This window comes from Pseudoalteromonas sp. 3D05, from assembly GCF_002723455.1.
Classification (GTDB): domain Bacteria; phylum Pseudomonadota; class Gammaproteobacteria; order Enterobacterales; family Alteromonadaceae; genus Pseudoalteromonas.
The window spans coordinates 105510-128115 of the sequence record NZ_PDUS01000006.1; the positions used below are offsets into that span (position 1 = coordinate 105510).

Here is a 22606-nt window from a genome sequence, read left to right on the forward strand (position 1 = left end):
AAGCGCCAATCTTGGCGCTTTTTTATTGCATGTATTTTATTTCAAATTTTGTATTAGCCAATATAAATCAGAATGCACACCTGCTGCGGTAACTTCTTTACCTGCACCAGGGCCTTGAATTACCAATGCATTATCACTATACCATTGACTGTTTATGACAAAGATATTATCGCCCGGTGTTAAATTAGCTAACGCATCACCTTGAGTAGCAAATGCCAATCCGACTTGCGCTGTCACTTTACTATCTGCAAGTGACAAAGCACCCGTGTAGCGCAACACTTTACCCTGCTCGCTCGCTTGCTTGGCTTTATCAGCAATAAAGTTATCTAACTGTTGTTTGTTATCTAAAAACGACTGCCAATCACCTTGTGCTAATTGTTCAGGCATCAGTGCTGTTAAGTCAATATCGTCAAGCTCTAACGTTAAACCTAACTCACGCGCTAAAATAAGTAACTTGCGCTGCATATCACGGCCAGATAAATCTTCACGCGGATCAGGCTCTGTAAAGCCCATTTGTTGCGCTTGCAAAACTAAATCTGAAAATGGCACGCTGCCATCATAGCTACTACACAACCACGATAACGTACCAGAGAACACCCCTTCAATACGCGTGATTTTGTCGCCGCTATTTTGTAAATCGGCTAAAGCAAAGTTAACAGGTAAGCCCGCACCAACAGAGGTGTTATAGCGCCATAATAAATTACGTTCGGCTAAATTATGGCGAAGAGCTTGATACCAGTCATTATTTGCAGTCCCTGCGTATTTATTAGCACTGATCAAATGACAATCTAAGTTGACGAAATCAGGATAAAGTAGGCTAAACGACTCACTGGCGGTAATATCAATCACCACTTTATGTTCGTAATCAAGTTCACCGATATGGGTTAATAAATCGCCTTGCTGATAATCAATTGCTTCGTTATCCCATTGTGTTTGCCACTGCTCCAAGCTAATGCCACTTGGGCTAAATAGCATTTGTTGAGAGCGTAATAAACCCACTAACTTCACACTGAAATGTTGCTCTAAGCGATTTAACTGTTGCGATAGCTGCTCGATAAACACTTCGCCAACATTACCTAAGCCAGCAATGATCACCGCAAGCTCTTGGCCTTTATTGATTAACTTGTCGTGTAACAAGGTTAATACATCACTATCAATTGCTTGATCGGTCAATAACAAAGCATAATCAGTATCTTGGTGACTAAAGCGTGGCGCTAAACTTTGCTCACTAAGCAAAGAGGAAGCCTGTAGAGATAAATGAGCTATATCGTTACTTGGCGCGACAATGGCGCAACCATGTAAGTTTGACTCAATAATATTAGCACGACCCTGTAATTGACTTACAACTTGGTGAGTCGCATCACCTGGCACTAATAAATAAGTATCCCCTTGCTTAACAAAGTGATGCAGACTATGTTGAATCAACTGACTCAGCTGCCCAACCTCACCAGCATTAAGTTGATCTACTCGCAGCAAATCAATGTTCTCTAGTGTGGTAATAAAACGCTTAGCTTTACTATAGCCTTCTTTCACTATTTCTGTGGCACTGGCTTCAGTATCAAAACTGCTACGTACAACCAGCTTTATATCTGTATTTTTTAACGGTGATAATGTTTTGGCATGTAAAACTGGGTTGCCTAAACGTGCTAATAAATTTGCTTGGCCACGGCACACTTTCGAATACTTAAGTGCTTTATTTACCTTACGGGGATCTGTGCTAAATACGCCTTGCGTATCGGTCCAAATAGACACTTGCTGCGCATGGCAATAACTACCTAATAGTGTAGCACTGTAATCACTGCCATTACGCCCTAAAGTAATGGTTTCACCTTGGCAGTCACTGGCAATAAAGCCAGTTACCACATTAACATGCTGCTTGCTTATCAAATCGATACAGGCTTGTTGGTTCTTTTGATGCAGTAACTGTCCATCGTTCAAAGTAAATAGCTGACGCGCATCAATATCCTTTGCGGCTAAGCCTAATTGGTGTAAGTAACTTGCAAGTAATCTCGCCGACCACACTTCACCATGAGCAAGTAAAGCTGACTCCGCTAAAGTTTGCTGCTTTGCTTGTTCAGCCAATATTGCCAGCTCTTGCTGTAATGAACTAAGTGCCTGCTGTTTTAGTTGCGCCGTTAGTAGCTGCTCAATCAAGGTTCGCTGGTGATTATCTAACAATAATAAAATGTCGCTAACAGCTTGAAGATCGCCCTGCTGGTAACTTTGCCACAGTTTAACCAAAGTATTAGTCGTTTTGCCTGCAGCAGAAACAACAACGCAATCACCCACTTCACTATTAGCTAAAATAATATTAGCGACTGCTTGATAACGCTCGGGCGAACTTAAGCTCGAGCCACCAAATTTATGTACGATATTAACCATTATTCTTACCACAATGCCGTATGTGCAGGCGTTAATTTAAATGAGCTTGATTGTTCATCTTGCTGTTGTTTTTGCGCAGCTTGTTGAGCTACAACTTGCTCACCCTGACCCGGCTTTACTTTATTAAACACACGCTCTAAATCAGCCACTAAATCTTTAACATCTTCAATCCCCACCGAAATACGAATCAAGGTATCGCCGACTCCAGCTTCAAGACGGGCTGTAGCATCCATACCTGCATGAGTCATCGTCGCTGGGTGGCAAATTAAACTTTCAACGCCACCTAATGACTCTGCTAAGCTAAATTCTTCTAGGCTTGTTAAAAACGCTGCAGCGTCATTTACATCACCCTTAATATCAAAACTTACCATACCACCAAAACCGCGTTGTTGCTGTTTTGCTAATTCATGTTGCGGGTGCGATTCAAGGCCAGGATAATAAACTTGGCTTACATAGGGTGAGTCTTCTAAATACTGCGCTATAACAAATGCATTTTCTTGGTGCTGACGCAAACGTACATTTAACGTGCGTAAACCACGTAAGGTTAAATAGCTATCAAACGGCGCGCCGGTGATACCAATATTATTCGCCCACCATGCCAATTCATCACCTAACTCTTGATTAGCTGCAATGACAGCACCGCCCACAACATCTGAATGACCATTTATGTATTTAGTCGTCGAATGCACCACAATATCGACACCAAACTCAATCGGGTTTTGCAAAGCCGGTGATAAAAAGGTGTTATCGGCACCAACAAGTGCACCGCACTGTTTAGCAATCGCCGTAATCGCTTTAATATCAGTTAGGCGTAAAATTGGATTGCTGGGTGTTTCAATCCAAATTAGTTTAGGTTTAATTTCAAGGATCTTCTGATGGTTCTCAGCTTTGGTTAAATCTAATACCACCAATTTTAATAAGCCACGCTTCTCAAGCGAAGTAAATAAACGGTAGCTGCCGCCATAACAGTCATGAGGAATAACTAACGTATCATCACTATTAAGTAACTGAGTCGCTAAATGTACTGCCGACATACCCGTAGCTGTAATAATTCCCTTAGCACCACCTTCAAGCTCAGCCAGCGTTTCCGCTAAAATATCGCGGTTTGGGTTGCCGCTGCGGCCATAATCGTATTGACGTTTTGTATCAAAATCAGCAAATGAATAGGTCGTTGATAGATGTAGAGGAGGCACAACTGCACCATGATGTTTATCAGCGTCGATGCCTTTTCGTACCGCGATAGTTGCTTTATTTTTTTGACTCATAACGTCACCTACAATTAAATGGATGTTTAGACGTCTAAAAGGTTAGATGATCAACTCCCATAAGTCAAAGAATTTATGGTACAGACCTTACATTTATAGAAGTAAAGAAATTTAGCGAGCTAGATGGCTAAATAACAAGTGTTTGACTATCTTTTTTAAAACGATAGAATTTCCCGCATCTTTGCAAAGCAACTCGGCGATGCAAACAATTAATAACCTGAGGCAACGATACTTCTTATGGCTAAATGGAATGGTGAATATATTCACCCATATGCAGAACACGGTAAAAAATCAGAACAAGTGAAAAAGATCACCGTATCTATTCCACTCAATGTGCTTAAAGTTTTAACCGATGAGCGCACGCGTCGTCAAATTAATAATTTAAGACACGCAACTAACAGTGAATTACTTTGTGAAGCATTTTTACATGCGTTCACTGGTCAGCCGTTACCTAATGACGATGACTTGCGTAAAGACAATCCTGAAAAAGTACCTGAAGAAGTGAAGAAAATCATGCTTGAGATGGGGCTTGAAGTACCTGTTCTTAACGAAGATTAAGCTACATTCCTGCCTTCAGGAATTGGATACAAAAAAACCTCAGCAACTTGCGTTACTGAGGTTTTTTATTGTCAGATCGTTTTAACCTAAGCCATGTAGTTTTCAGGCATATCGATTTGCGCCACACCTGAATCAATCGCCGCTTGCGCTACCGCTTTAGCAATACGCGGTAATAAACGCGGATCCATTGGTTTTGGAATAATATACTCAGGGCCAAATTCTAACTTATCAACACCGGCAGCAGTTAACACCTCAGCAGGAACTGGCTCTTTTGCAATGCTGCGAATAGCATCTACCGCAGCAATTTTCATTTCATCATTGATTTGGCTTGCACGAACATCAAGCGCACCGCGGAAAATAAATGGGAAACATAAAACATTATTAACTTGGTTAGGGTAATCAGAACGACCTGTCGCCATAATAAGATCGCTTCGTGCACCGTGAGCTAATGCAGGATTAATTTCAGGATCTGGGTTAGAGCAAGCAAAAATAACGGGCTTGTCAGCCATTAACTTTAAGTCTTCAGGCGCTAACAAGTTCGGCCCTGACACACCCACAAATACGTCAGCGTCAGCAATAACGTCTTGCAAAGTACGCTTATCAGTATTGTTCGCAAACAATTGTTTATATTCATTAAGATCATCACGACGCGTGTGAATTACGCCCTTGCGGTCAAGCATATAAATGTGCTCTCGAAGCGCACCACATTTAATTAGCAACTCCATACATGCAACGGCAGCCGCGCCTGCACCTAAACAAACAATAATCGCATCTTCGATGTTCTTTCCTTGAACTTCTAAAGCATTGATCATCCCTGCAGCAGTTACAATCGCAGTACCGTGCTGGTCGTCATGAAATACTGGGATGCTGCAACGCTCAATCAACGCTTTTTCAATCTCAAAACACTCAGGTGCTTTAATATCTTCGAGATTGATGCCACCAAACGTATCAGCAATATTCGCTACGGTGTTAATAAAGTCTTCAGTCGTGCGATGCTTAACTTCAATATCAATTGAATCCAAGCCAGCAAAGCGTTTAAACAACAACGCTTTTCCTTCCATAACCGGTTTTGAAGCCAAAGGGCCCAGGTTGCCAAGTCCTAAAATGGCTGTGCCATTTGTGATAACCGCAACCATGTTGCCTTTACCTGTATACTTATAAGCATTAGCGGGATCCGCTGCAATTTCACGAACAGGTTCAGCAACACCAGGGCTGTATGCTAAAGCGAGATCTTTAGCGGTTTCAGCCGGCTTAGTAAGTTCAATGCTGATTTTTCCTGGAACGGGATGGGCATGGTAATGTAGTGCTTGTTCACGAAAGTCTGACATAACGCGATTTTATCCTGCAAGTAAGTTAAATTAAGTGTGAGAGAGCAGTTCTATATCTTTAATTGAGAACAATACCGATATTATAATTAAATTCAAGCAATATCAGGTCTATCCTGTTATAAGCTATATCAGTTGATTTTATGCGTTTTGTCAGCATTTTTAGTAAATAATTCCAAAAACTCATCTTTAAAACATCATTAAAGCATCAAAAAACCCAACTTAAATTGAATAAATATCCAACATTCACTAACTAGGTTATGAGAAGACGCTTATCACGAACATTTCCCGACGATTACAGCAAATCACCATGATTTAGCTTCTTTTAGTTACAAAAGGTATTATTAAACGTTGTATTATTTAATCAATATAGTGAATAAAAAACAGTTTGTCTGTTGGTCTAAAACTATAATCATTATAAAAAATAGAAATACTTAAAGAACTAAAATAAATACGAGGTGCAGTTGAGGGTGGCAACAAAGCCGTACAGAATGGAATATTTGCCCAATTTAAGCTGCGATTCTTAATAAAGCTTACGTAATACAATGCTCTGTTTTACAGGCACAAAAAAAGCACCCTAGGGTGCTTTTCTCGACACAAAAGCAGAAATTACTTGCTGCTAAGTGAACCGAAACGCTTGTTAAAGCGATCAACACGGCCACCTGTGTCTAGAATCTTTTGCTTACCAGTGTAAAACGGGTGACACGCAGAACATACGTCTAAGTGGATGTCTTTACACAAAGTAGAACTTGTTTCGAATTTATTTCCGCATGAACACGTTGCTGAAATTACTTCGTACTTAGGGTGAATACCTTCTTTCATAGAAACCTCTAGTTAAGGCCGCATCGCTCTCCAAACCCGAAGTCTGGCACCATACGTCGTTTAAATCAAAATAATTGGACGCGTATTCTAAGCAACAACCCCGCTCGCTACAAGCTTTAAATACGTTTTTTGCTAATAAAATGAGCAAAAACTTTAATCGGCTTATTTGCTGATAGGTTTTTTATCGTAACTTTAGTACATTAGCAATCTTGTTGATTGTTGTTGAGTTGCTATGAGTTTTGTTGAAGTTGCTATAAAAGTCCCGCTACAGCGAACTTTTGATTACAGCCTACCGGAACAACTTAATGGTTTATCGGGCACACCGAAGGTCGGTTCGCGGGTTATTGTGCCATTTGGTAATCAAAAAAAAGTCGCTGTCGTCCTAGCACTTAAAAATAATACAGACGTACCAGCCGATAAAATTAAAGCACTCTTAGAGGTAATTGATGATGAGCCTATTTTGTCTGCTCAACATCTTGATTTATTGCGCTTTACTGCTCGCTATTATTGCTACCCATTAGGCGAAACAATACACATCGCGCTACCTGGCGCATTACGCCAAGGCGAATGTCCTGATAAGAGTAGTATCAACATGGTCGCCTTGACTGAAAAAGGTGCCAAACTTCCCTCTTTAAAGGCAAAAAGCCAACTAGGACTTTTAAAACAATTAGCCGAATCAGGGAAGTCCTCACTCACCGAATTAAAAGCCTTGGGGTTTAATAAAAAAACCATTGATAGTCTGCTCAGCAAAGAGCTGATTAACCAAAGTATTGAACACGATAACCAATGGCAGCAACAAGCACCAAAAATCGGTACCAAACCTGTATTAAACAAAGAGCAAGCCGTTGCCTGCACTTCAATAAACCAAAGCACAGGTTTTAATAGCTTTTTACTTGAAGGTGTCACCGGCAGTGGTAAAACCGAGGTGTACTTACAATGCCTAGAAGAAGTATTAAAACGGGGCGAGCAAGCACTGGTATTAGTACCTGAAATTGGCTTAACACCACAAACCGTAAACCGCTTTCGTCGCCGCTTTGTTGATACCCCAATCATGCTTTGGCATTCAGCCCTAACCGATAACGAACGCTTACAAACGTGGCGCTTTTGCGAAAAAGCCAGCTGCGCTATTGTTATAGGAACTCGTTCAAGTATATTTTTACCTTTTTTGAAACTCGGTATGATCATTGTTGATGAAGAGCATGATAGTTCATTCAAACAACAAGATACCTTGCGCTATCATGCCAGAGACCTAGCAGCATATCGTGCTTTTCAACATAAAATCCCTTTGGTATTAGGCTCTGCTACACCCGCACTAGAAACCCTACACAAAGCGATTAATGGTAAGTACCAACTGTTAAGCCTAACGCAGCGCGCGCAAACCAGTACAGATAATAAGTTTCAGCTGTTAGATATGAAAGGCCAGCCTGATCAAGCCGGTATTGCCCATGCAAGCCTTGCTACAATGCGCCAGCATTTAAATCGTGGTAAGCAAGTAATGGTGTTTTTAAACCGCCGTGGTTTTTCACCTACGCTAATTTGCCATGAATGTGGCTGGCTTAGTGAATGCTCGCGTTGCAGTACCAGCGCGACGTTTCATAAAGCCATAGGGCAAATGATTTGCCATCACTGCGGTGAGCAAGAGCGTGTACCACATCAATGCCCTGACTGCGGCAGCACACAAATATTTCCAAATGGTAAAGGCACTGAGCAAATAGAAGAATTTTTAACGAGCGAATTTGCCGATACCCCCATTAGCCGTATTGACCGAGATTCGACGCGCCGTAAAGGCAGCTTGGAAAAAGCCTTAGATGATATCAATCAAGGTGGCGCCCGCATTTTAGTAGGCACTCAAATGCTGGCTAAAGGGCATCACTTTCCCGATGTTAGCTTAGTGCTTATTTTGGATGTAGACAGCGGCCTTTATTCCTGTGATTTTCGTGCTACTGAGCATTTAGCTCAACTGGTTACACAAGTGGCGGGGCGCGCTGGACGAAGCGGAGAGCCCGGCCATGTTTTATTACAAACGCACTTTCCTGAGCATCCACTATTGCAAGACTTGGTCAACAACGGTTACCAAGACTTTGCCCGCTTTGCTTTGCAAGAGCGTGAAGATGCAGAACTTCCCCCAACCACTAATATGGCGATTGTAAGGGCGCAAGGGCATAACGTAAAACAGGTGGTGGATTTTTTAACTGATTTAGTTCCAGTGCAAGGTGTAAGTGGTATACAATTGCTGGGTCCAATTCCTGCACCACTTGAAAAGATAGCAGGAAAATACCGTTTTCAATTACATATTCAAGCGCTTGATCGTCAACAATTACATCAATATCTCGCGCAAATGATAGATTATTTAAGCACCAGTAAATTAGCACAGAAAGTGCGCTGGAGTTTAGATGTCGACCCAATCGATATGATTTAAGGTTAGAGCTTTAAACACACATGGCACAACACGATTTTATTAATAAAAAGCCGGGTAACCGCAACAGTAAAAAACAACCACCACCGAAAAAGCCTTTTCCGATTTTATTAGTCCTTGTGACTCTGGTTTTAGTAGGCGGGTTTTGTTTTGGACTTTGGTATGTAAAAACCAATGCCGATCCTAAACTTGTTGAACAACAAGCAAACCCCACTAAAAAGATTGAAAAGGTTGAACCTGCCAAACCGCGACCGCCTGAATTTATTAAAGAAATAAAAGAGCATGAAGTACAAGTTGAAGTAAAAGAGCTTGAACAAAAAGGCCCCTACGTTATGCAGTGCGGATCATTTAGAACCCGTGCTCAAGCCGAAACACTCAAAGCAAAAATAGCCTTTGCAGGACTTATTGCCGAAGTACGTGAAACCACAGGCACCAATGGCATTTGGTATAAAGTACGCTTAGGTCCTTATAAAACAAAGCGTTTAGCCGAAAGCGACAAAAACAAACTTAAGCGCAGCAAAATAATGGGCTGTGGAATTTGGCTTTGGACTTGATTTTAATCCATTAACCCATATTAACTCCTCATCAATCGTTTTTTACGAGTCGCCCCTGCGACTCGATGATGAGGAATAACATGACCACTATTGTAAGTGTACGTCGCGACGATAAAGTCGTCATTGGTGGCGATGGCCAAGTTTCACTTGGTAACACCGTAATGAAGGGCAATGCCCGCAAAGTTCGACGCCTTTATAATGGCAAAGTAATCGCTGGTTTTGCCGGCGGTACTGCTGATGCCTTTACCCTATTCGAACGTTTTGAAAGCAAACTAGAAATGCACCAAGGTAACCTCACCAAGGCTGCCGTTGAAATGGCAAAAGACTGGCGTAGCGATCGTGCCCTTCGTAAACTCGAAGCCTTGCTTGCAGTTGCAGACGAAACAGCTTCTTTAATCATTACAGGTAACGGCGATGTCGTACAGCCTGAAAATGACCTAATCGCTATTGGCAGCGGTGGTAACTTTGCGCAATCAGCCGCAACTGCATTACTTGAAAACACCGACCTAAGCGCCCGTGATATCGTAGAAAAAAGCCTCACTATTGCAGGCGACATTTGCGTATTCACTAATAACTTCCAAACTATCGAAGAATTGTAATAGGAACCGCTATGTCTGCTATGACTCCAAGAGAAATCGTTCATGAACTTGACCAACATATCATTGGTCAAGCTAAAGCCAAAAAAGCCGTTTCTATTGCGCTTCGTAATCGCTGGCGCCGTATGCAATTAAACGACGACTTACGTGCTGAAGTTACCCCTAAAAATATCTTAATGATTGGGCCTACCGGTGTGGGTAAAACTGAAATTGCGCGCCGTTTAGCAAAACTTGCTAACGCGCCATTTATCAAAGTTGAAGCCACTAAATTCACCGAAGTAGGTTATGTCGGTAAAGAAGTTGAAACCATCATTCGTGATTTAGTCGATGTGTCGATTAAAATGACGCGTGAACAGCAAACTAAAAAGTTTAAGCACCGCGCTGAAGAAGCTGCAGAAGAGCGCATTTTAGACGCCCTATTGCCACCAGCGAAAGACTCATACGGTGAAGCTCAGCGTGATGACAACTCATCTACACGCCAAACGTTTCGTAAAAAGCTTCGCGAAGGTCAGCTAGACGACAAAGAAATTGATATTGATGTTGCTCAAGCGCAACCTAATGTTGAGATCATGTCGCCACCGGGCATGGAAGAAATGACCAACCAGCTGCAAAGCATGTTCCAAAACATGTCATCTGATAAAAAAGCGAAACGTAAGCTGAAAATCAAAGAAGCGTTTAAACTATTAGCCGAAGAAGAAGCTGCTAAATTAGTGAACCCTGAAGAGCTTAAAGAACAAGCTATCTTTGCGGTTGAGCAAAACGGTATTGTGTTTATCGATGAGATAGACAAAATCTGTAAGCGTGGTGAATCATCAGGTCCAGACGTAAGCCGTGAAGGTGTACAACGCGACTTACTACCATTGATTGAAGGTTCAACCGTCAACACTAAACATGGCATGGTTAAAACCGATCACATGCTATTTATTGCCTCTGGTGCATTCCAAATGTCAAAACCATCTGACATGATCCCAGAACTGCAAGGTCGCTTACCAATTCGTGTTGAGTTAGAAGCACTTACAGCTAATGACTTCAAACGCATTCTTACCGAGCCTCATGCATCGCTTACCGAGCAGCAACGCGAACTGCTTAAAACTGAGAAAGTGAATATAGAGTTTGCCGATGATGCTATTGAACGTATTGCAAAAGCCGCTTGGCAGGTAAATGAAAAGACCGAAAATATCGGTGCTCGTCGCTTACATACTGTGATGGAAAAACTAATGGAAGAAATTTCATTTGATGCTTCTGAGCAAGCAGGTTCAAATCTTGTGATAGACGCCGCTTATGTTGAAAAACATTTAGGCGCATTAGTTGAAGATGAAGACCTAAGCCGCTTTATTCTTTAATTTTCAAACTAGGATCTAGGGCCTAGGTTCTAGGTTAATCACAAAGGTATAACAATGAAACAAGTGATCAAGGTACACCATCATACCGTTAGCAAAACCCTTGATGTTTATTTTGATGACGACTCAACATGCACTTTCAGCAGTGAGTTTCTGCGTGTTCACTCCCCCTCTGCCGAAGTACAAGGCCATGGCAATGAGCCAATGAAGCTAGTACTGGGTAAATCACAGGTTGGCATTAGTAAAATAGAACCTGTTGGCCACTATGCTATTAAGCTCATTTTCGACGACAACCACAACAGCGGCTTATTTAGCTGGAGCTACTTCTCGCACCTACAAGCTAAGCATGATGAGTTATGGCAAACATATCAACAACGTGTCACAGAGCATCAAGCGAGTAAAGATAGCGTACCAATAAAGTTTGTGCCTTGATAAATTGGCGTGAGTAAAGTTAGCAGTTAAAAGGTTCAAGATAAAAGTTCACAGCTCAAAAAGTCATCTAAATAAGTCTTAGTAAGCCTTTAAAATTAGTGAAAATTCAACCAAACCTAACAACCCCGTTTGTGCTAATACAGTCTTTGAACATTAGTAACGCCCGCACAAGGAGCCGGTAATGCTTGGATAAAATTGTATAGTGAAGCGAAACCAAGCCAAACTTTAGCAGTCTCGTCACTTTATGCGCTTGCCATACACTTCTAGCGTTTGCCGAACCAATTAAGGCAATATAACTAAAGGCGCTTGAGCAAGAAACATTATCGCTGAGCCCCAGAAAAATGCCCACACCCCACCATGAACACCACGGTATTTTATAAGGACTTGACTGACAGCTAGTAATGCTAAAGGCAGCGATATGCATGAAAAAATAGACACTAATTTTATGTTTAGGTTACTGAGGTCATAACCTGAATACTTGGTTGCCAAGGGTGATTCTAGCGAAACTGAAAATAGATGAATACTGATTAATACCATCAGTAAAGATGCAGAAACCAAAAACATGGCTCTATTAAGAGTGATAGTTGGCTGGTTAATACGCGTAAAAACTTGTTCCATGAGTGTTCCTTTTTGCTAAGCCCTCTGGCAGAGAAGTGTATAATATTTTAGTATTTATGCGACACGCAGCTTGTTTTGCAAGGTCGCTTGTTGGACTGAGGCGTTACCTGCTCGGTGTGTCAGTGTGGGTGTTGTTTATGCTATGGACTTAACTATATAGAAAGGCTTTTTATGAACTAAGTTTATCAAGCCAATTTCATTGGCGTGCCTATCGTTTCTAAGCTATCCCTGCATTACTCAGCGCTTACCACGTCCCCATTATTAAACCAAACGTTTAACATTTAAGCAATTGCTATTTTTCTCAAGTGCATATGCTACTTACCTGAGCAGTTAAACTCATTAGTGTTTGATTTTTTAATAAGTAGTTTGCTAACTAAATCTTCTTTATTAGTCGCCATACCTTGACTCATCACTTGAGTAGCATCGACTATATCATCACTTTAGATTAGCTATTACTTGCTTTCTGGCAGCCTAACTTTTTTATACGTTTTATTACACTTCTGGCAAAAGAGGTCTAAATCAAATTTATAATTTACACATTGAAAAAAGAAACCATATATTTTGCTACCAAGTTTTATAAAGGTAAGCAAAAATGCCGTCGCAATCATTAAGCTAAACTCATACATTCCAGCCTGTTCAAGAGCCCAATCAATGACAAGCTCAACGATTAAAAGTACAACTACTTTTTCGTGTTTTTTAATTACAGCAAAAATGAGAACTACAAAAGCAATAAAACGAGCAAAACTTTGCGATTCCTCGGCTAAGAAAGCCACAATTCCAATGGGTATAGCTAAACAAATGCTAAGAAAGATAAACCCAATCATGTCTATTTTTGACATCCAAAAATGTACTTTGAAGTCTTTTTTAACCGCACACTGATTACACTTTAGCAATGAGGCTCCAATTAACTGGTTTATCGTCGAGGAATAAAACTGAGAGTAACCTTTAACTTAAAAATAGAAAAGAGTACAAACAAAAAAGCCATAAGTTTCAAGCAACTCAGGGCTGCTTAAAATTTATGGCTTATAACTTTAAAACTGACGGCTGACGGCTGACGGCTGACGGCTGACGGCTAACGGCTGACGGCTAAACCTTAAACTTATCTATCGCTTGATGAAGTACTTTCGCTTGCTCTGATACTTCTTCACTGGTTTGTGCGTTCGTTGTGGCATGAGTCGACGCATCCTCTGCAATATCACGAATACGTACTACATTTTTATTCACTTCTGACGCCACTTGGCTTTGCTCATCAATAGCGGCGGCGATATGCGTACTCATATCCATAATTGTTTGTACATCTTCGGTAATTGAGCCCAGTAATTCACCCGCTCTAGTGGCTTGTTCAGCGCTCTCACCACCTTGTGTACGGCAGCGTTGCATTATGCTTACCACTTCTTGCGTACGACCTTGTAGCGTTGAAATAATACTTTCAATTTCTTTCGTGGATTCTTGCGTACGTTGGGCAAGTGAACGCACTTCGTCTGCAACCACCGCAAAGCCTCGACCTTGTTCGCCTGCGCGAGCTGCCTCTATGGCTGCGTTAAGGGCAAGTAAGTTTGTCTGCTCGGCAATACCACGTATTACGTCAAGAACCGACCCAATGGTTTCACCGTCTTTTTCTAGCTGCGATACAACTGCAGACGCATCACCTAATGAATTAGATAACTGGTTAATATGATTAACTGTTGATTCTACTTCTGAACGACCTTTCTGCGCATTCAGATTGGTTGATTCAGCTTTTTTAGCTGCGGCTTCTGTGTTGTGTGAAATATCTTGAATCGTTGCCTGCATCTCTGTTGCAGCCGTTGCTACCATATCAGCTTCATGCAGTTGCTCTTGCATACCAGAACTAGTTGCAGCGGTTGTTTCTGATAAGTTGCCAGTGGCAATATTCAGTGTGGTCAACGCCGTATTTACTTCATAAATTAGCTTTTTAAAATCACCAATTAAGCTATTAAAGTCTACGGTCATTGTAGTTATTTCGTCTTTACCTGTTTCTTCAATAAATAAGCTTAGGTCGTTGTTACGCCTGATATCATTTATTGTGTGATACACGCGCTCAATAGGCTGGATAATTGAACGGCTAGTAAAGTACACCAATAGCATAACAATTAGCCCTGCAATACCAAAAATAGCAATTGCCAACATTTGCACTCTATCGGCGGTATCAGTAACTTGTTGCTTTGTTGCACTGGTTATTCTAGATACAACTTCATCGCTTTTCTTTACACTTACTCTCATTTTACCGAGCGCGCCAGAATTAAGATCTAGACCGAGTGACTTTTGTGCATCCACCAATGCTGTAAATTTGCTTTCATAACTACTTAACAACGATACTAATTCATTACGAGTACTACTATTAATACTTGAGCTTTTAATTTGCTGCTCAAGGTCATTCGCTATACCTTCAAAGCGCGATAAATACTTTATATCCAAACGCAGCATAAAGTCTTTTTCAGCGCGGCGAAGTTGTAACATTAAGGTAAGTAATTGATAGTTATCTTGCTCATTTAACAGAGTTTCTATCTGGTGTACTGCACTTCGTAGCTCACCATACAGCGCATCTTTTGGGTGCAAACCAATTGCTCTTTGAAATTCAACTACGACCTGAAAATCATCGTAGTATTTTTGAGCTAGCACTCCAAATTGATTCACATCCGCAGTCGCTATCCCTAACTCGTTTGATAATACCTTTAGTTTGTCTAGCTTAACTTGAAGCTGCTGATACTCTTTATCAAACAACGCTAATTTAGATTCATCTTTATAAAATAAGAAGTCTTTTTCGTATTTGCGCATTGATAATTCATGAATATCTAGCTCCTCCGCATACTGAATAGTTTCATTTAATTTCAGCATGACTCTTGCTTCATAAATGATGATAAATAACATAACTATCATTGCTAAACCAACAACGAGCGCATTAATTTGTAGCCGACGCTTTATCGTCAAGTTTTGGAGAATTGTCATCTACTGCAGCCTTTTAGTTAGGGTCACTAGATTTTCTAGTAAAGTGTTTAACCTATAGTGTAGATTATCCCACGAATTTATCACTATTCACTACAAAAAAATGTGTCCGATTACAATTTAGCACACTGATTTCCATAAGCTTTGATGTAGTTTTTCTGTATTTTCCCATTGTTTATCTACCAACCAATTAACTAATGGCTTAGGGTCACTGGGAAAGTTAATCCGCTTATGCGCTTTGCTCACAATCCACTCATCTAACGCACAGGGGTTTAAGTAACGCATAACATGCGCAGCATTCATTGCTAATAATGTATGTGCATTTGCATCTTGCTCAAATTGCCCAGCTAACGGTTTTAGCAACAATTTTTTACCCAATTTAAGGGCTTCACTTGATAGCTCAAACCCAGCATTTGCAATAACACCGCTGGTGTTAGCTAAATCATTTAAAAAGCCACTGCGTGATGGCTTACGCAAATGTATATGCCCTTGAGAACTATTTTGTGCGCTGGGGTGGTAGCAATAAAACTCTTTATCAGGAAAGTCTTTTAAGTAGTCTATAACACTTGCAAGCTCTTCAAAGGGTAAATAGACCAACACCTTATTATCTATACTCACTGGGTTATTATGCCAATGACTGGCAATAAAAGGAGGTATAATATTATCTGCAAACGGCTGCCAATGGACGCCTAAATATATATTTGCAGGTGCATAATAACGAATTAAAGACCGATGCAGCAAAGCATTACCAGTCATAGGTACCTTAGGTGATAAAAAAGCTGCTTGGTGGCTCATGCCAATAACAGGCACGCCTTGTCGCTTGGCAGCCCAAGCTGAAACAGGTTCAAAGTCATTAAAAACAAAATCATAACCAGATACATCAAGCTGCTTTATGTCATGCACCAGCTTACATAATTTGGCATTTTTTACTGTGTCATAGCTTTTAATTTTGCCGTTTTGTGTTGAAAAAGATAAACCATGAAAGCGCCGGTAATCTGAAAACTCTTCCATGTCAAAATAGTCTTGTTCTGCGCGACCTGAAAAAACATAATCAACGTCAATTCCCATTTCAGAAAATGCATTCGCCATCACGCGCGCGCGGGTGATATGCCCATTACCAGTCCCTTGAATGCCATACAGTATTCTCATAGGTAACCCACCAACAAAATAGCCGTTAAACCACAACTTGCTCCCATTAAGGCCCCAAGCACAACATCAGCAGGAAAATGGACACCCAAAACAACGCGAGAAGCAGCAACACCACTTGCCCAAGCGAACCATAAACCAATTAAGTCAGGAAAATAATGCGTAAGTATAATGGCAACTAAAAATGCACCTGCGCTATGACCAGAGGGCAAACTAAATTTATCACTTGGAATTATATAAGCGCCTTTGACTAAACAATCACAAGGGCGAATTCGCGCAAAACTTTTTTTCGCTACAAAGTAAATAGGCCTTTCAATCACAAAGCCCAGCAACAAAGTAACCGACAACATTTGTAGCTGTTGCGCCTGCCCAAACCAACCACATGCCAGGGCTAACACAACATATAAGCCTCCATCGCCACTTTTTGATAACCCCAAAGCAGAGTTTTTTAGCCATGTTGGTGAGTTACCATTAAATAGCTTTAGAAATAAGTGTTCATCCAACTGTGCCATTTTTTTAAATATGTTGTACTGACTCATGGTGTGACCCTTTTTTATACAATATTTTTAGCATAGGCGCTCAAAATAACAATTGGGTGACGCTTTTAAGACACTAATATTGCTTTTCCTGATTTAGCACAATTGCTGCTTAAAAATAGGCCAATTAACTACCATTAAGTCGTTGTTATTGCATTTAAGAGAGGTATACTGAGAACTCGCTCTTATGTCTTTTAGAAGGATAGAAAAATGGATTACAGCACCTCTGATTTATGTGACCACTTCGCCGATGTGGTTGATGTGCTCGAACCTATGTTTATCAATTTTGGTGGACGTCACAGTTTTTGCGGCCGAATCAAAACCGTTAAATGTTTTGAAAATAATGAATTGATCAGGGAAATCCTGAGCGAAGACGGTGATGATTGCGTTTTACTTATTGATGGCGGTGGCTCAACACGCCGCGCACTAATTGATATTGAATTAGCGGAATTAGCTGTTCAGAACAACTGGCAAGGTATTGTTGTTTATGGCGCAGTTCGCCATGTTGACGAACTTGAAGAAATTGATTTAGGCATTCAAGCCATTGCGTCAATTCCTGTAGCAGCTGATAGCCAAGGAGCTGGAGAAGACGGCATTGGTGTTAATTTTGCTGGCGTTTCATTCTTTGATGATGATTTTGTCTATGCCGATAGCACTGGTATTGTATTATCTGCAGAAGAGCTTGAGCTGGAAGTCGTAGAATAATAAATGACTGACTATTTACAAATCTACGACGAAGCGACTGTTAAACCTTGGTGTAGCAGTCGCTTGAATGAAAAAAAAGCCTGGCAATCTATTGCTCTTTTAGACACCCAAGTTAATCCTTTACAAGCACTGCAAGATGCCGCCCAATTTGGTATTAAATATGTACTCGTGGGTGTTTGCGAAGATATAGGCCCACGAGCAAATTTAGGTAATGAGGGAGCAACTGATGGCTGGCATGCCTTCATCAAACGTTTTCTAAATCAGCCTGACAACCAATTTCTAGCCAACGAAAAAGTCTTATTACTTGGCGAAGTAGCAGTTGAAGACCTTTGCAAAGCTGCTGCGCATTTAGACAACAAAATACCTGAGCAACTAGGTCAATTGCGCGACTACTGCGAACAAATAGACAGTCGTGTAGAGCATGTTTTAAGCTTAATATTTAATGCAGGCCTTGAGCCTATTATTATTGGTGGCGGCCATAATAACTGTTTAGGAATTATTCGCGCTTTAAGTAAGCATAAAAATAAGCCTATTAACGCAATGAATTTTGACCCCCACGCCGACTTTCGTGACTGTGAAGGGCGCCATTCAGGTAATGGATTTCGCTATGCGTATAATGAAAAACACCTGCACAATTACCATGTTATCGGCTTGCATGAACTAAAGAATAACCAAGCGATTCTGGATGCACTAGCCGAGGCAAACTTTCATTATGATAGTTATCAATCCTTACAAGTTAGACGCGAAAAGTCGTTAACAGAAGCCTGCCAACAGGCACTTGATACGCTTTGCGATCACCCGCTTGGCATTGAAGTGGATTTGGACAGTATTTCACTTATGCCAGTTAGTGCTTATACTAACTGCGGTTTTAGTGTGAGTGATGCTGAACATTTTGTACATCTAGGGGCAAGTAGGCCTAATAGCTGTTACTTGCATTTATGTGAAGCAGCCCCAAACCAGCACCCTAGCGGTTTAAAAGCAGGTTTAAATGACGCAGCTCAAATAATAACGGCGCTGGTTAACGCCTACTTACAAGCAAAAGAGAGTTAATCTCTTTTGCTTGAGCACTTTTTATGAATGCTCTATTTGCCATTGTTTCAACCACGTGATCATACCGACACTGCTTAATGGGTGGCTGAAATAATAACCCTGAGCCGCAAATACGTTAAGACTATTGGCAAAGTTTAATTGCTCTTGTGTTTCAACGCCCTCACAGATAACTTTACTATTTTGTTGATTGTGCATTTCAACCATACCGCTTACTAAGCTTCGTATGTGCCCTTGTTGACTAAAGTCAGCCGTTAACGAAGGCGCCACTTTTACATATTCTACAGCCAAATTTGGCAGTTTAGCTAGCCATACAGGGCTATCGCCAAGGCCATCTACGCACATTTTTACACCTTGACTACTTAACCGTGCAACCATTGCCTTACCTTGTGCATCTAAGTTTAAAAACACCTCTAGTGGGCATTCTATAATTAAGTCTCCAGGCAATAGTTTATGTTCATTAAAAACCTGATCAATAAAGGATATAAACTCTTCATTTAGCATTTCAGAGCCAAATACATTAATGCTCAATGGCATTTTTATCCCTTCCATGCGTAGCGCCATTATGAGCTCAGCCGCTCTTTCAATAACAAACTCAGCTAACGGGTAAGCTAATCCCGCAATGCGAATATCATCAATAAACCGATTGGCGGATAAAATACCTTGCTTGGGATGCTGCCAACGTAATAGTAATTCTAAAAATTCAATATTCTCATCTGCGCTACGTATAATAGGTTGAAAATAAAGCTCCAATTCACTTGAAAAATCAATACTAGCCAGTTCTTTAAGTCGCGCTTGTTGCTCTAATCGCTCTACCATCATGTGCTGTTGATACGCGACTATTTGCTTATTTGGCTGGCTATCGAGTGCTAAGTAAGCATGCGATATTAAACTATCAAAGCTGACTTCATCCGTGTCGCACTTTACAAAACTAGCCCGCGCCTTAACTTCAATAGTACAGTTAGCCACATTAAAAGGCTTGAGTGTTGCGCCGAGTATTCGGTCGATTAATTGCTCATGCAGATGATTTTGGTTATCTAAGCTGCAAATAAATGCAAAGTTTAAACCGCCTAGGTGCGCTAGCTTTTCAGAGCTACCTAGACTGACAACTTCATCGAGCATTAAAAGCTCTTTAATTCTATTTGCCGATTGCGCCAACAGTAAATCACCAAAATCCCGCCCAATATGCTGATTAACCTCTGCAAATCCTTCTAATCGAATAATGACAAGTGCGCCCATGTGAGGGGCCTCTTCTCGCCAATGATAAAAGTAAGCTTGTAATTGCGTACGATTAGGGAAGCTAGCGAGGGGTGATAGTGTTAGCGCATGTTCATTTACTACGGCATTTGGCTCAATGTCATCCGCAGGCTCTTCATCAATAAAATACCCTGAGCTGGCAAGAATTAATGTTGCTACAACGAGCCAATGAATTGGCAAGGCAACTAACCCATTAGCAGCGTACAAGATCAAAAAACAAAGTGCGGCGGCAAAACTAATACTGAGCATAGTCCAGTTATTTTGCTTTGATACGAGCCATACATGGGTAACGGTCGCTAACGCTAAGAGTAATTCAATGTAGGGAGGATGGAAGCTTAATAATGCTAGCGCAATAAAAGCATTAATAATATAACTTAGTCGCAGAGTGGCTTGTTTAGCAACGCATAAAGCACACACCATCGACATAAGAACAGCCCCGCTTAAAAAAACGGGTACTTGTGTATTTGTAAATAAAGCACTCCCTGCTACCGATTCAAATCCAGTATTTGTTAATAGTACGAGTAAAGACATTAAGTAAATACAACATAGGGTAGGTCTAATTAAGTCTACCTAATATCCACAGATTTAACAGTTTATTTACGCCCAATTGATAACTTAATTGTGCTGGGTGAGATATTTGCCAATGAGCAATGTCGGCTCGCATACCCACTTTAAGTATTCCACGGTCTTTTAAACCCAGTGCTGTAGCCGCATTGCGAGTGACTCCCGCCAAGGTTTGCGCCGGTGTTAAGCGAAACAATGTACACCCCATATTCATCATTAATTGCAAAGAACACAATGGCGATGTTCCCGGGTTAAAGTCTGTTGATAATGCAATTGGCACATTGTGCTGTTGCAATAAAGCAATGGGGGGTTGTTTTGTTTCACGTAAAAAATAGAACGCTCCAGGTAAAAGTACAGCCACAGTGCCAGCTGCTGCCATTGCTTTTACTCCCGCTTCGTCTAAATATTCGATATGATCCGCTGATAAGCCTTTGAATTCTGCCACCAGCTCAGCACCTTGTTGGTTTGATAGTTGTTCCGCATGACATTTTACAGGTAGGTTGTGTTTGCTCGCGGCTTCAAATACACGACGAGTCTGATCATTGCTAAAGCCCACATTTTCACAAAATACATCGACTGCATCAGCTAAATTTGCTGCAACAACGTGTTCCAACATCTCGTTGCAAACAAGCTCTATGTATTCATCACTTTTACCTTTATATTCGAGCGGTAATGCATGCGCGCCAAGAAATGTTGTTTTGATATCAACTGGGTGGTTTTCGCCAAGTAACCGAGCAACTTCAAGGATTTTTATTTCATTCTCGCAATCAAGTCCGTAACCAGATTTAATTTCAACGGTTGTCACACCCTCTGCGTAAAGCGCATTTAATCTGTCTTTTGCCAGCACGAATAACGCTTCGTGGTCAGCCTCACGAGTCGCTTTTACGGTACTCGCAATTCCGCCACCTTGGGCTGCGATTTGCTCGTAGCTCACACCTTGTAATCGTTGCTCAAATTCTTCTGCCCGCGAGCCTGCAAATACCAAGTGTGTATGACAATCTATTAATCCTGGTGTAAGCCATTGGCCTTTGGCCGATATCGTCGGTGTTGCAAAAGCATCAAACGTAGGTAAGTCAGTTTGCTTTCCAAGCCAAGCGATATGACCATCTTTAATCGCTAAGGCGGCATTTTCAATTGCACCATAAGTATCATCAATGTCGCTATCCATCGTAGCAACATTGGCGTCTGTGATTAATAAATCCCATTCATGAGATGACGTATCTGCAATTGAATTCATGTGAGCACCCTTAATAATGTTTTTTATAGTTTAACAAGCCATCTTGTATATACAAGGTAATTGTGTCATCTTATATTTAACAAGCAATTCACAAGTAGTGTTTTTAAACTAATGACGACGCCAAAATTCGCACAAATAAAGCAATTCATTGTTGATAATATTCGCTCTGGCGCATGGCTTGAAAACCAACGCGTACCGTCTGAAAATGAGTTAGCAGAGCAGTTCAGTGTTAGCAGAATGACTGCACGACGTGCTTTAAGTGAATTGACTGAGGCAGGTATTCTTACCCGAAGCCAAGGGCTTGGAACGTTTGTTGCCAGCTTTAAGTCGCAATCGTCATTGCTTGAAATTAAAAATATTGCTGACGAAGTGAAGGCACGTAATGGTAATTATAGCTGTACCGTGTTGGTACTTGAGTCTATCAACGCGCTAGCACCTATTGCAATTGCACTGGGTGTTGAAGCCGATAGTGTTGTTTATCGCAGTGTATTAGTGCACAACGAGAACGATCAACCGTTACAAGTTGAAGAACGTTTTGTAAACCCTTCACTGGCAAGCAGCTATTTACAACAAGATTTTACTCACTTGACGCCACACGAATACCTATCAAGTGTTGCACCACTGACTGAGGCACGTCATACCGTTGAGGCCATTATGCCTACCAGTGAAATGTGTCAGTGGTTAAATTTATATCATGAAGAGCCTTGCTTACAGGTTATACGCCGTACATGGTCATCGCATGGCATAGTTAGCTTTGCTCGTCTCGTATCCCCAGGCAGTAAATACCGTCTTGGTGGGCACTTAACATTTAAAAAATAATCTAAATATCAATGAAATGCGCT

At 41.1% G+C, this 22606-nt stretch carries 20 protein-coding genes; 9 read left to right on the forward strand and 11 right to left on the reverse strand.

From position 1 onward, the window contains the following. Positions 1-36 precede the first annotated feature (36 nt). The gene (gene metL, locus CSC79_RS08330) at positions 37-2382 is read right to left on the reverse strand and encodes a bifunctional aspartate kinase/homoserine dehydrogenase II (protein WP_099295367.1); all 2346 of its coding nucleotides are present in this window, start codon (positions 2380-2382) and stop codon (positions 37-39) included. Between the two features lie 5 nt (positions 2383-2387). Then, positions 2388-3647 (reverse strand): cystathionine gamma-synthase, encoded by a 1260-nt coding sequence (gene metB, locus CSC79_RS08335; RefSeq protein ID WP_099295368.1) that lies wholly within the window; start codon positions 3645-3647, stop codon positions 2388-2390. 237 nt (positions 3648-3884) lie between these two features. Here metB and metJ point away from each other — a divergent pair, with 237 nt between their 5' ends. Beyond that, positions 3885-4205: a met regulon transcriptional regulator MetJ gene (gene metJ, locus CSC79_RS08340; RefSeq protein WP_099295369.1), complete on the forward strand. Its 321-nt coding sequence runs from the start codon at positions 3885-3887 to the stop codon at positions 4203-4205. An 86-nt stretch (positions 4206-4291) separates the two neighbouring features. Here metJ and CSC79_RS08345 read toward each other — a convergent pair whose 3' ends face one another. Both CSC79_RS08345 and rpmE read right to left on the reverse strand, forming a co-directional pair. Next, positions 4292-5533, reverse strand: coding sequence for a malic enzyme-like NAD(P)-binding protein (locus CSC79_RS08345; RefSeq protein ID WP_099295370.1), 1242 nt, complete (start codon positions 5531-5533; stop codon positions 4292-4294). 606 nt (positions 5534-6139) lie between these two features. Continuing rightward, positions 6140-6352, reverse strand: coding sequence for a 50S ribosomal protein L31 (rpmE, locus tag CSC79_RS08350; protein ID WP_087532649.1), 213 nt, complete (start codon positions 6350-6352; stop codon positions 6140-6142). Positions 6353-6584: 232 nt separating this feature from the next. On the opposite strand from rpmE, the gene priA reads away from it, so the two are divergent. The 5 genes from priA to CSC79_RS08375 all read left to right on the forward strand — a co-directional run bounded on the left by priA (position 6585) and on the right by CSC79_RS08375 (position 11690). Then, the gene (gene priA, locus CSC79_RS08355) at positions 6585-8771 is read left to right on the forward strand and encodes a primosomal protein N' (protein ID WP_099295371.1); all 2187 of its coding nucleotides are present in this window, start codon (positions 6585-6587) and stop codon (positions 8769-8771) included. 20 nt (positions 8772-8791) lie between these two features. Continuing rightward, positions 8792-9322 carry an SPOR domain-containing protein gene (locus CSC79_RS08360; RefSeq protein ID WP_099295372.1) on the forward strand — a complete coding sequence of 177 codons (531 nt, stop codon included), beginning with the start codon at positions 8792-8794 and terminating at the stop codon, positions 9320-9322. Between the two features lie 80 nt (positions 9323-9402). Then, a complete protein-coding gene (gene hslV / locus CSC79_RS08365) occupies positions 9403-9921 on the forward strand; it encodes an ATP-dependent protease subunit HslV (RefSeq protein ID WP_099295373.1) in 519 nt (172 codons plus the stop codon). Between the two features lie 11 nt (positions 9922-9932). Continuing rightward, positions 9933-11261: an HslU--HslV peptidase ATPase subunit gene (hslU, locus tag CSC79_RS08370; RefSeq protein WP_099295374.1), complete on the forward strand. Its 1329-nt coding sequence runs from the start codon at positions 9933-9935 to the stop codon at positions 11259-11261. Between the two features lie 54 nt (positions 11262-11315). Continuing rightward, positions 11316-11690, forward strand: a complete 375-nt coding sequence (locus tag CSC79_RS08375) for a gamma-butyrobetaine hydroxylase-like domain-containing protein (RefSeq protein ID WP_099295375.1) — start codon at positions 11316-11318, stop codon at positions 11688-11690. A 282-nt stretch (positions 11691-11972) separates the two neighbouring features. Here the strand turns inward: CSC79_RS08375 and CSC79_RS08380 are convergent, their stop codons facing one another. The 5 genes from CSC79_RS08380 to CSC79_RS08400 form a co-directional block, all read right to left on the reverse strand. Further along, positions 11973-12308: a hypothetical protein gene (locus CSC79_RS08380; RefSeq protein WP_099295376.1), complete on the reverse strand. Its 336-nt coding sequence runs from the start codon at positions 12306-12308 to the stop codon at positions 11973-11975. A 452-nt stretch (positions 12309-12760) separates the two neighbouring features. Next, positions 12761-13147 carry a hypothetical protein gene (locus tag CSC79_RS08385; RefSeq protein ID WP_237113990.1) on the reverse strand — a complete coding sequence of 129 codons (387 nt, stop codon included), beginning with the start codon at positions 13145-13147 and terminating at the stop codon, positions 12761-12763. Between the two features lie 247 nt (positions 13148-13394). Further along, on the reverse strand, positions 13395-15275 hold the full coding sequence (locus tag CSC79_RS08390) for a HAMP domain-containing methyl-accepting chemotaxis protein (RefSeq protein ID WP_099295377.1): 1881 nt from the start codon (positions 15273-15275) through the stop codon (positions 13395-13397). Positions 15276-15392: 117 nt separating this feature from the next. Further along, a complete protein-coding gene (locus tag CSC79_RS08395) occupies positions 15393-16421 on the reverse strand; it encodes an MJ1255/VC2487 family glycosyltransferase (protein ID WP_099295378.1) in 1029 nt (342 codons plus the stop codon). Further along, positions 16418-16957, reverse strand: coding sequence for a phosphatase PAP2 family protein (locus tag CSC79_RS08400; RefSeq protein WP_099295379.1), 540 nt, complete (start codon positions 16955-16957; stop codon positions 16418-16420). Before CSC79_RS08400 ends, CSC79_RS08395 begins: the two co-directional genes overlap by 4 nt. A gap of 207 nt (positions 16958-17164) precedes the next feature. Here CSC79_RS08400 and rraA point away from each other — a divergent pair, with 207 nt between their 5' ends. Next, entirely contained in the window at positions 17165-17659 is a 495-nt protein-coding gene (gene rraA, locus CSC79_RS08405) for a ribonuclease E activity regulator RraA (RefSeq protein WP_099295380.1), read from the forward strand. Between the two features lie 3 nt (positions 17660-17662). Continuing rightward, positions 17663-18709 carry a formimidoylglutamase gene (locus CSC79_RS08410; RefSeq protein ID WP_099295381.1) on the forward strand — a complete coding sequence of 349 codons (1047 nt, stop codon included), beginning with the start codon at positions 17663-17665 and terminating at the stop codon, positions 18707-18709. 21 nt (positions 18710-18730) lie between these two features. Here CSC79_RS08410 and CSC79_RS08415 read toward each other — a convergent pair whose 3' ends face one another. After that, the gene (locus CSC79_RS08415) at positions 18731-20389 is read right to left on the reverse strand and encodes a GGDEF domain-containing phosphodiesterase (protein ID WP_180270409.1); all 1659 of its coding nucleotides are present in this window, start codon (positions 20387-20389) and stop codon (positions 18731-18733) included. A gap of 130 nt (positions 20390-20519) precedes the next feature. Then, positions 20520-21764, reverse strand: a complete 1245-nt coding sequence (gene hutI, locus CSC79_RS08420) for an imidazolonepropionase (protein WP_099295383.1) — start codon at positions 21762-21764, stop codon at positions 20520-20522. A 111-nt stretch (positions 21765-21875) separates the two neighbouring features. On the opposite strand from hutI, the gene hutC reads away from it, so the two are divergent. Next, positions 21876-22583, forward strand: a complete 708-nt coding sequence (gene hutC, locus CSC79_RS08425; protein ID WP_099295384.1) for a histidine utilization repressor — start codon at positions 21876-21878, stop codon at positions 22581-22583. The last annotated feature ends 23 nt before the right edge of the window (positions 22584-22606 follow it).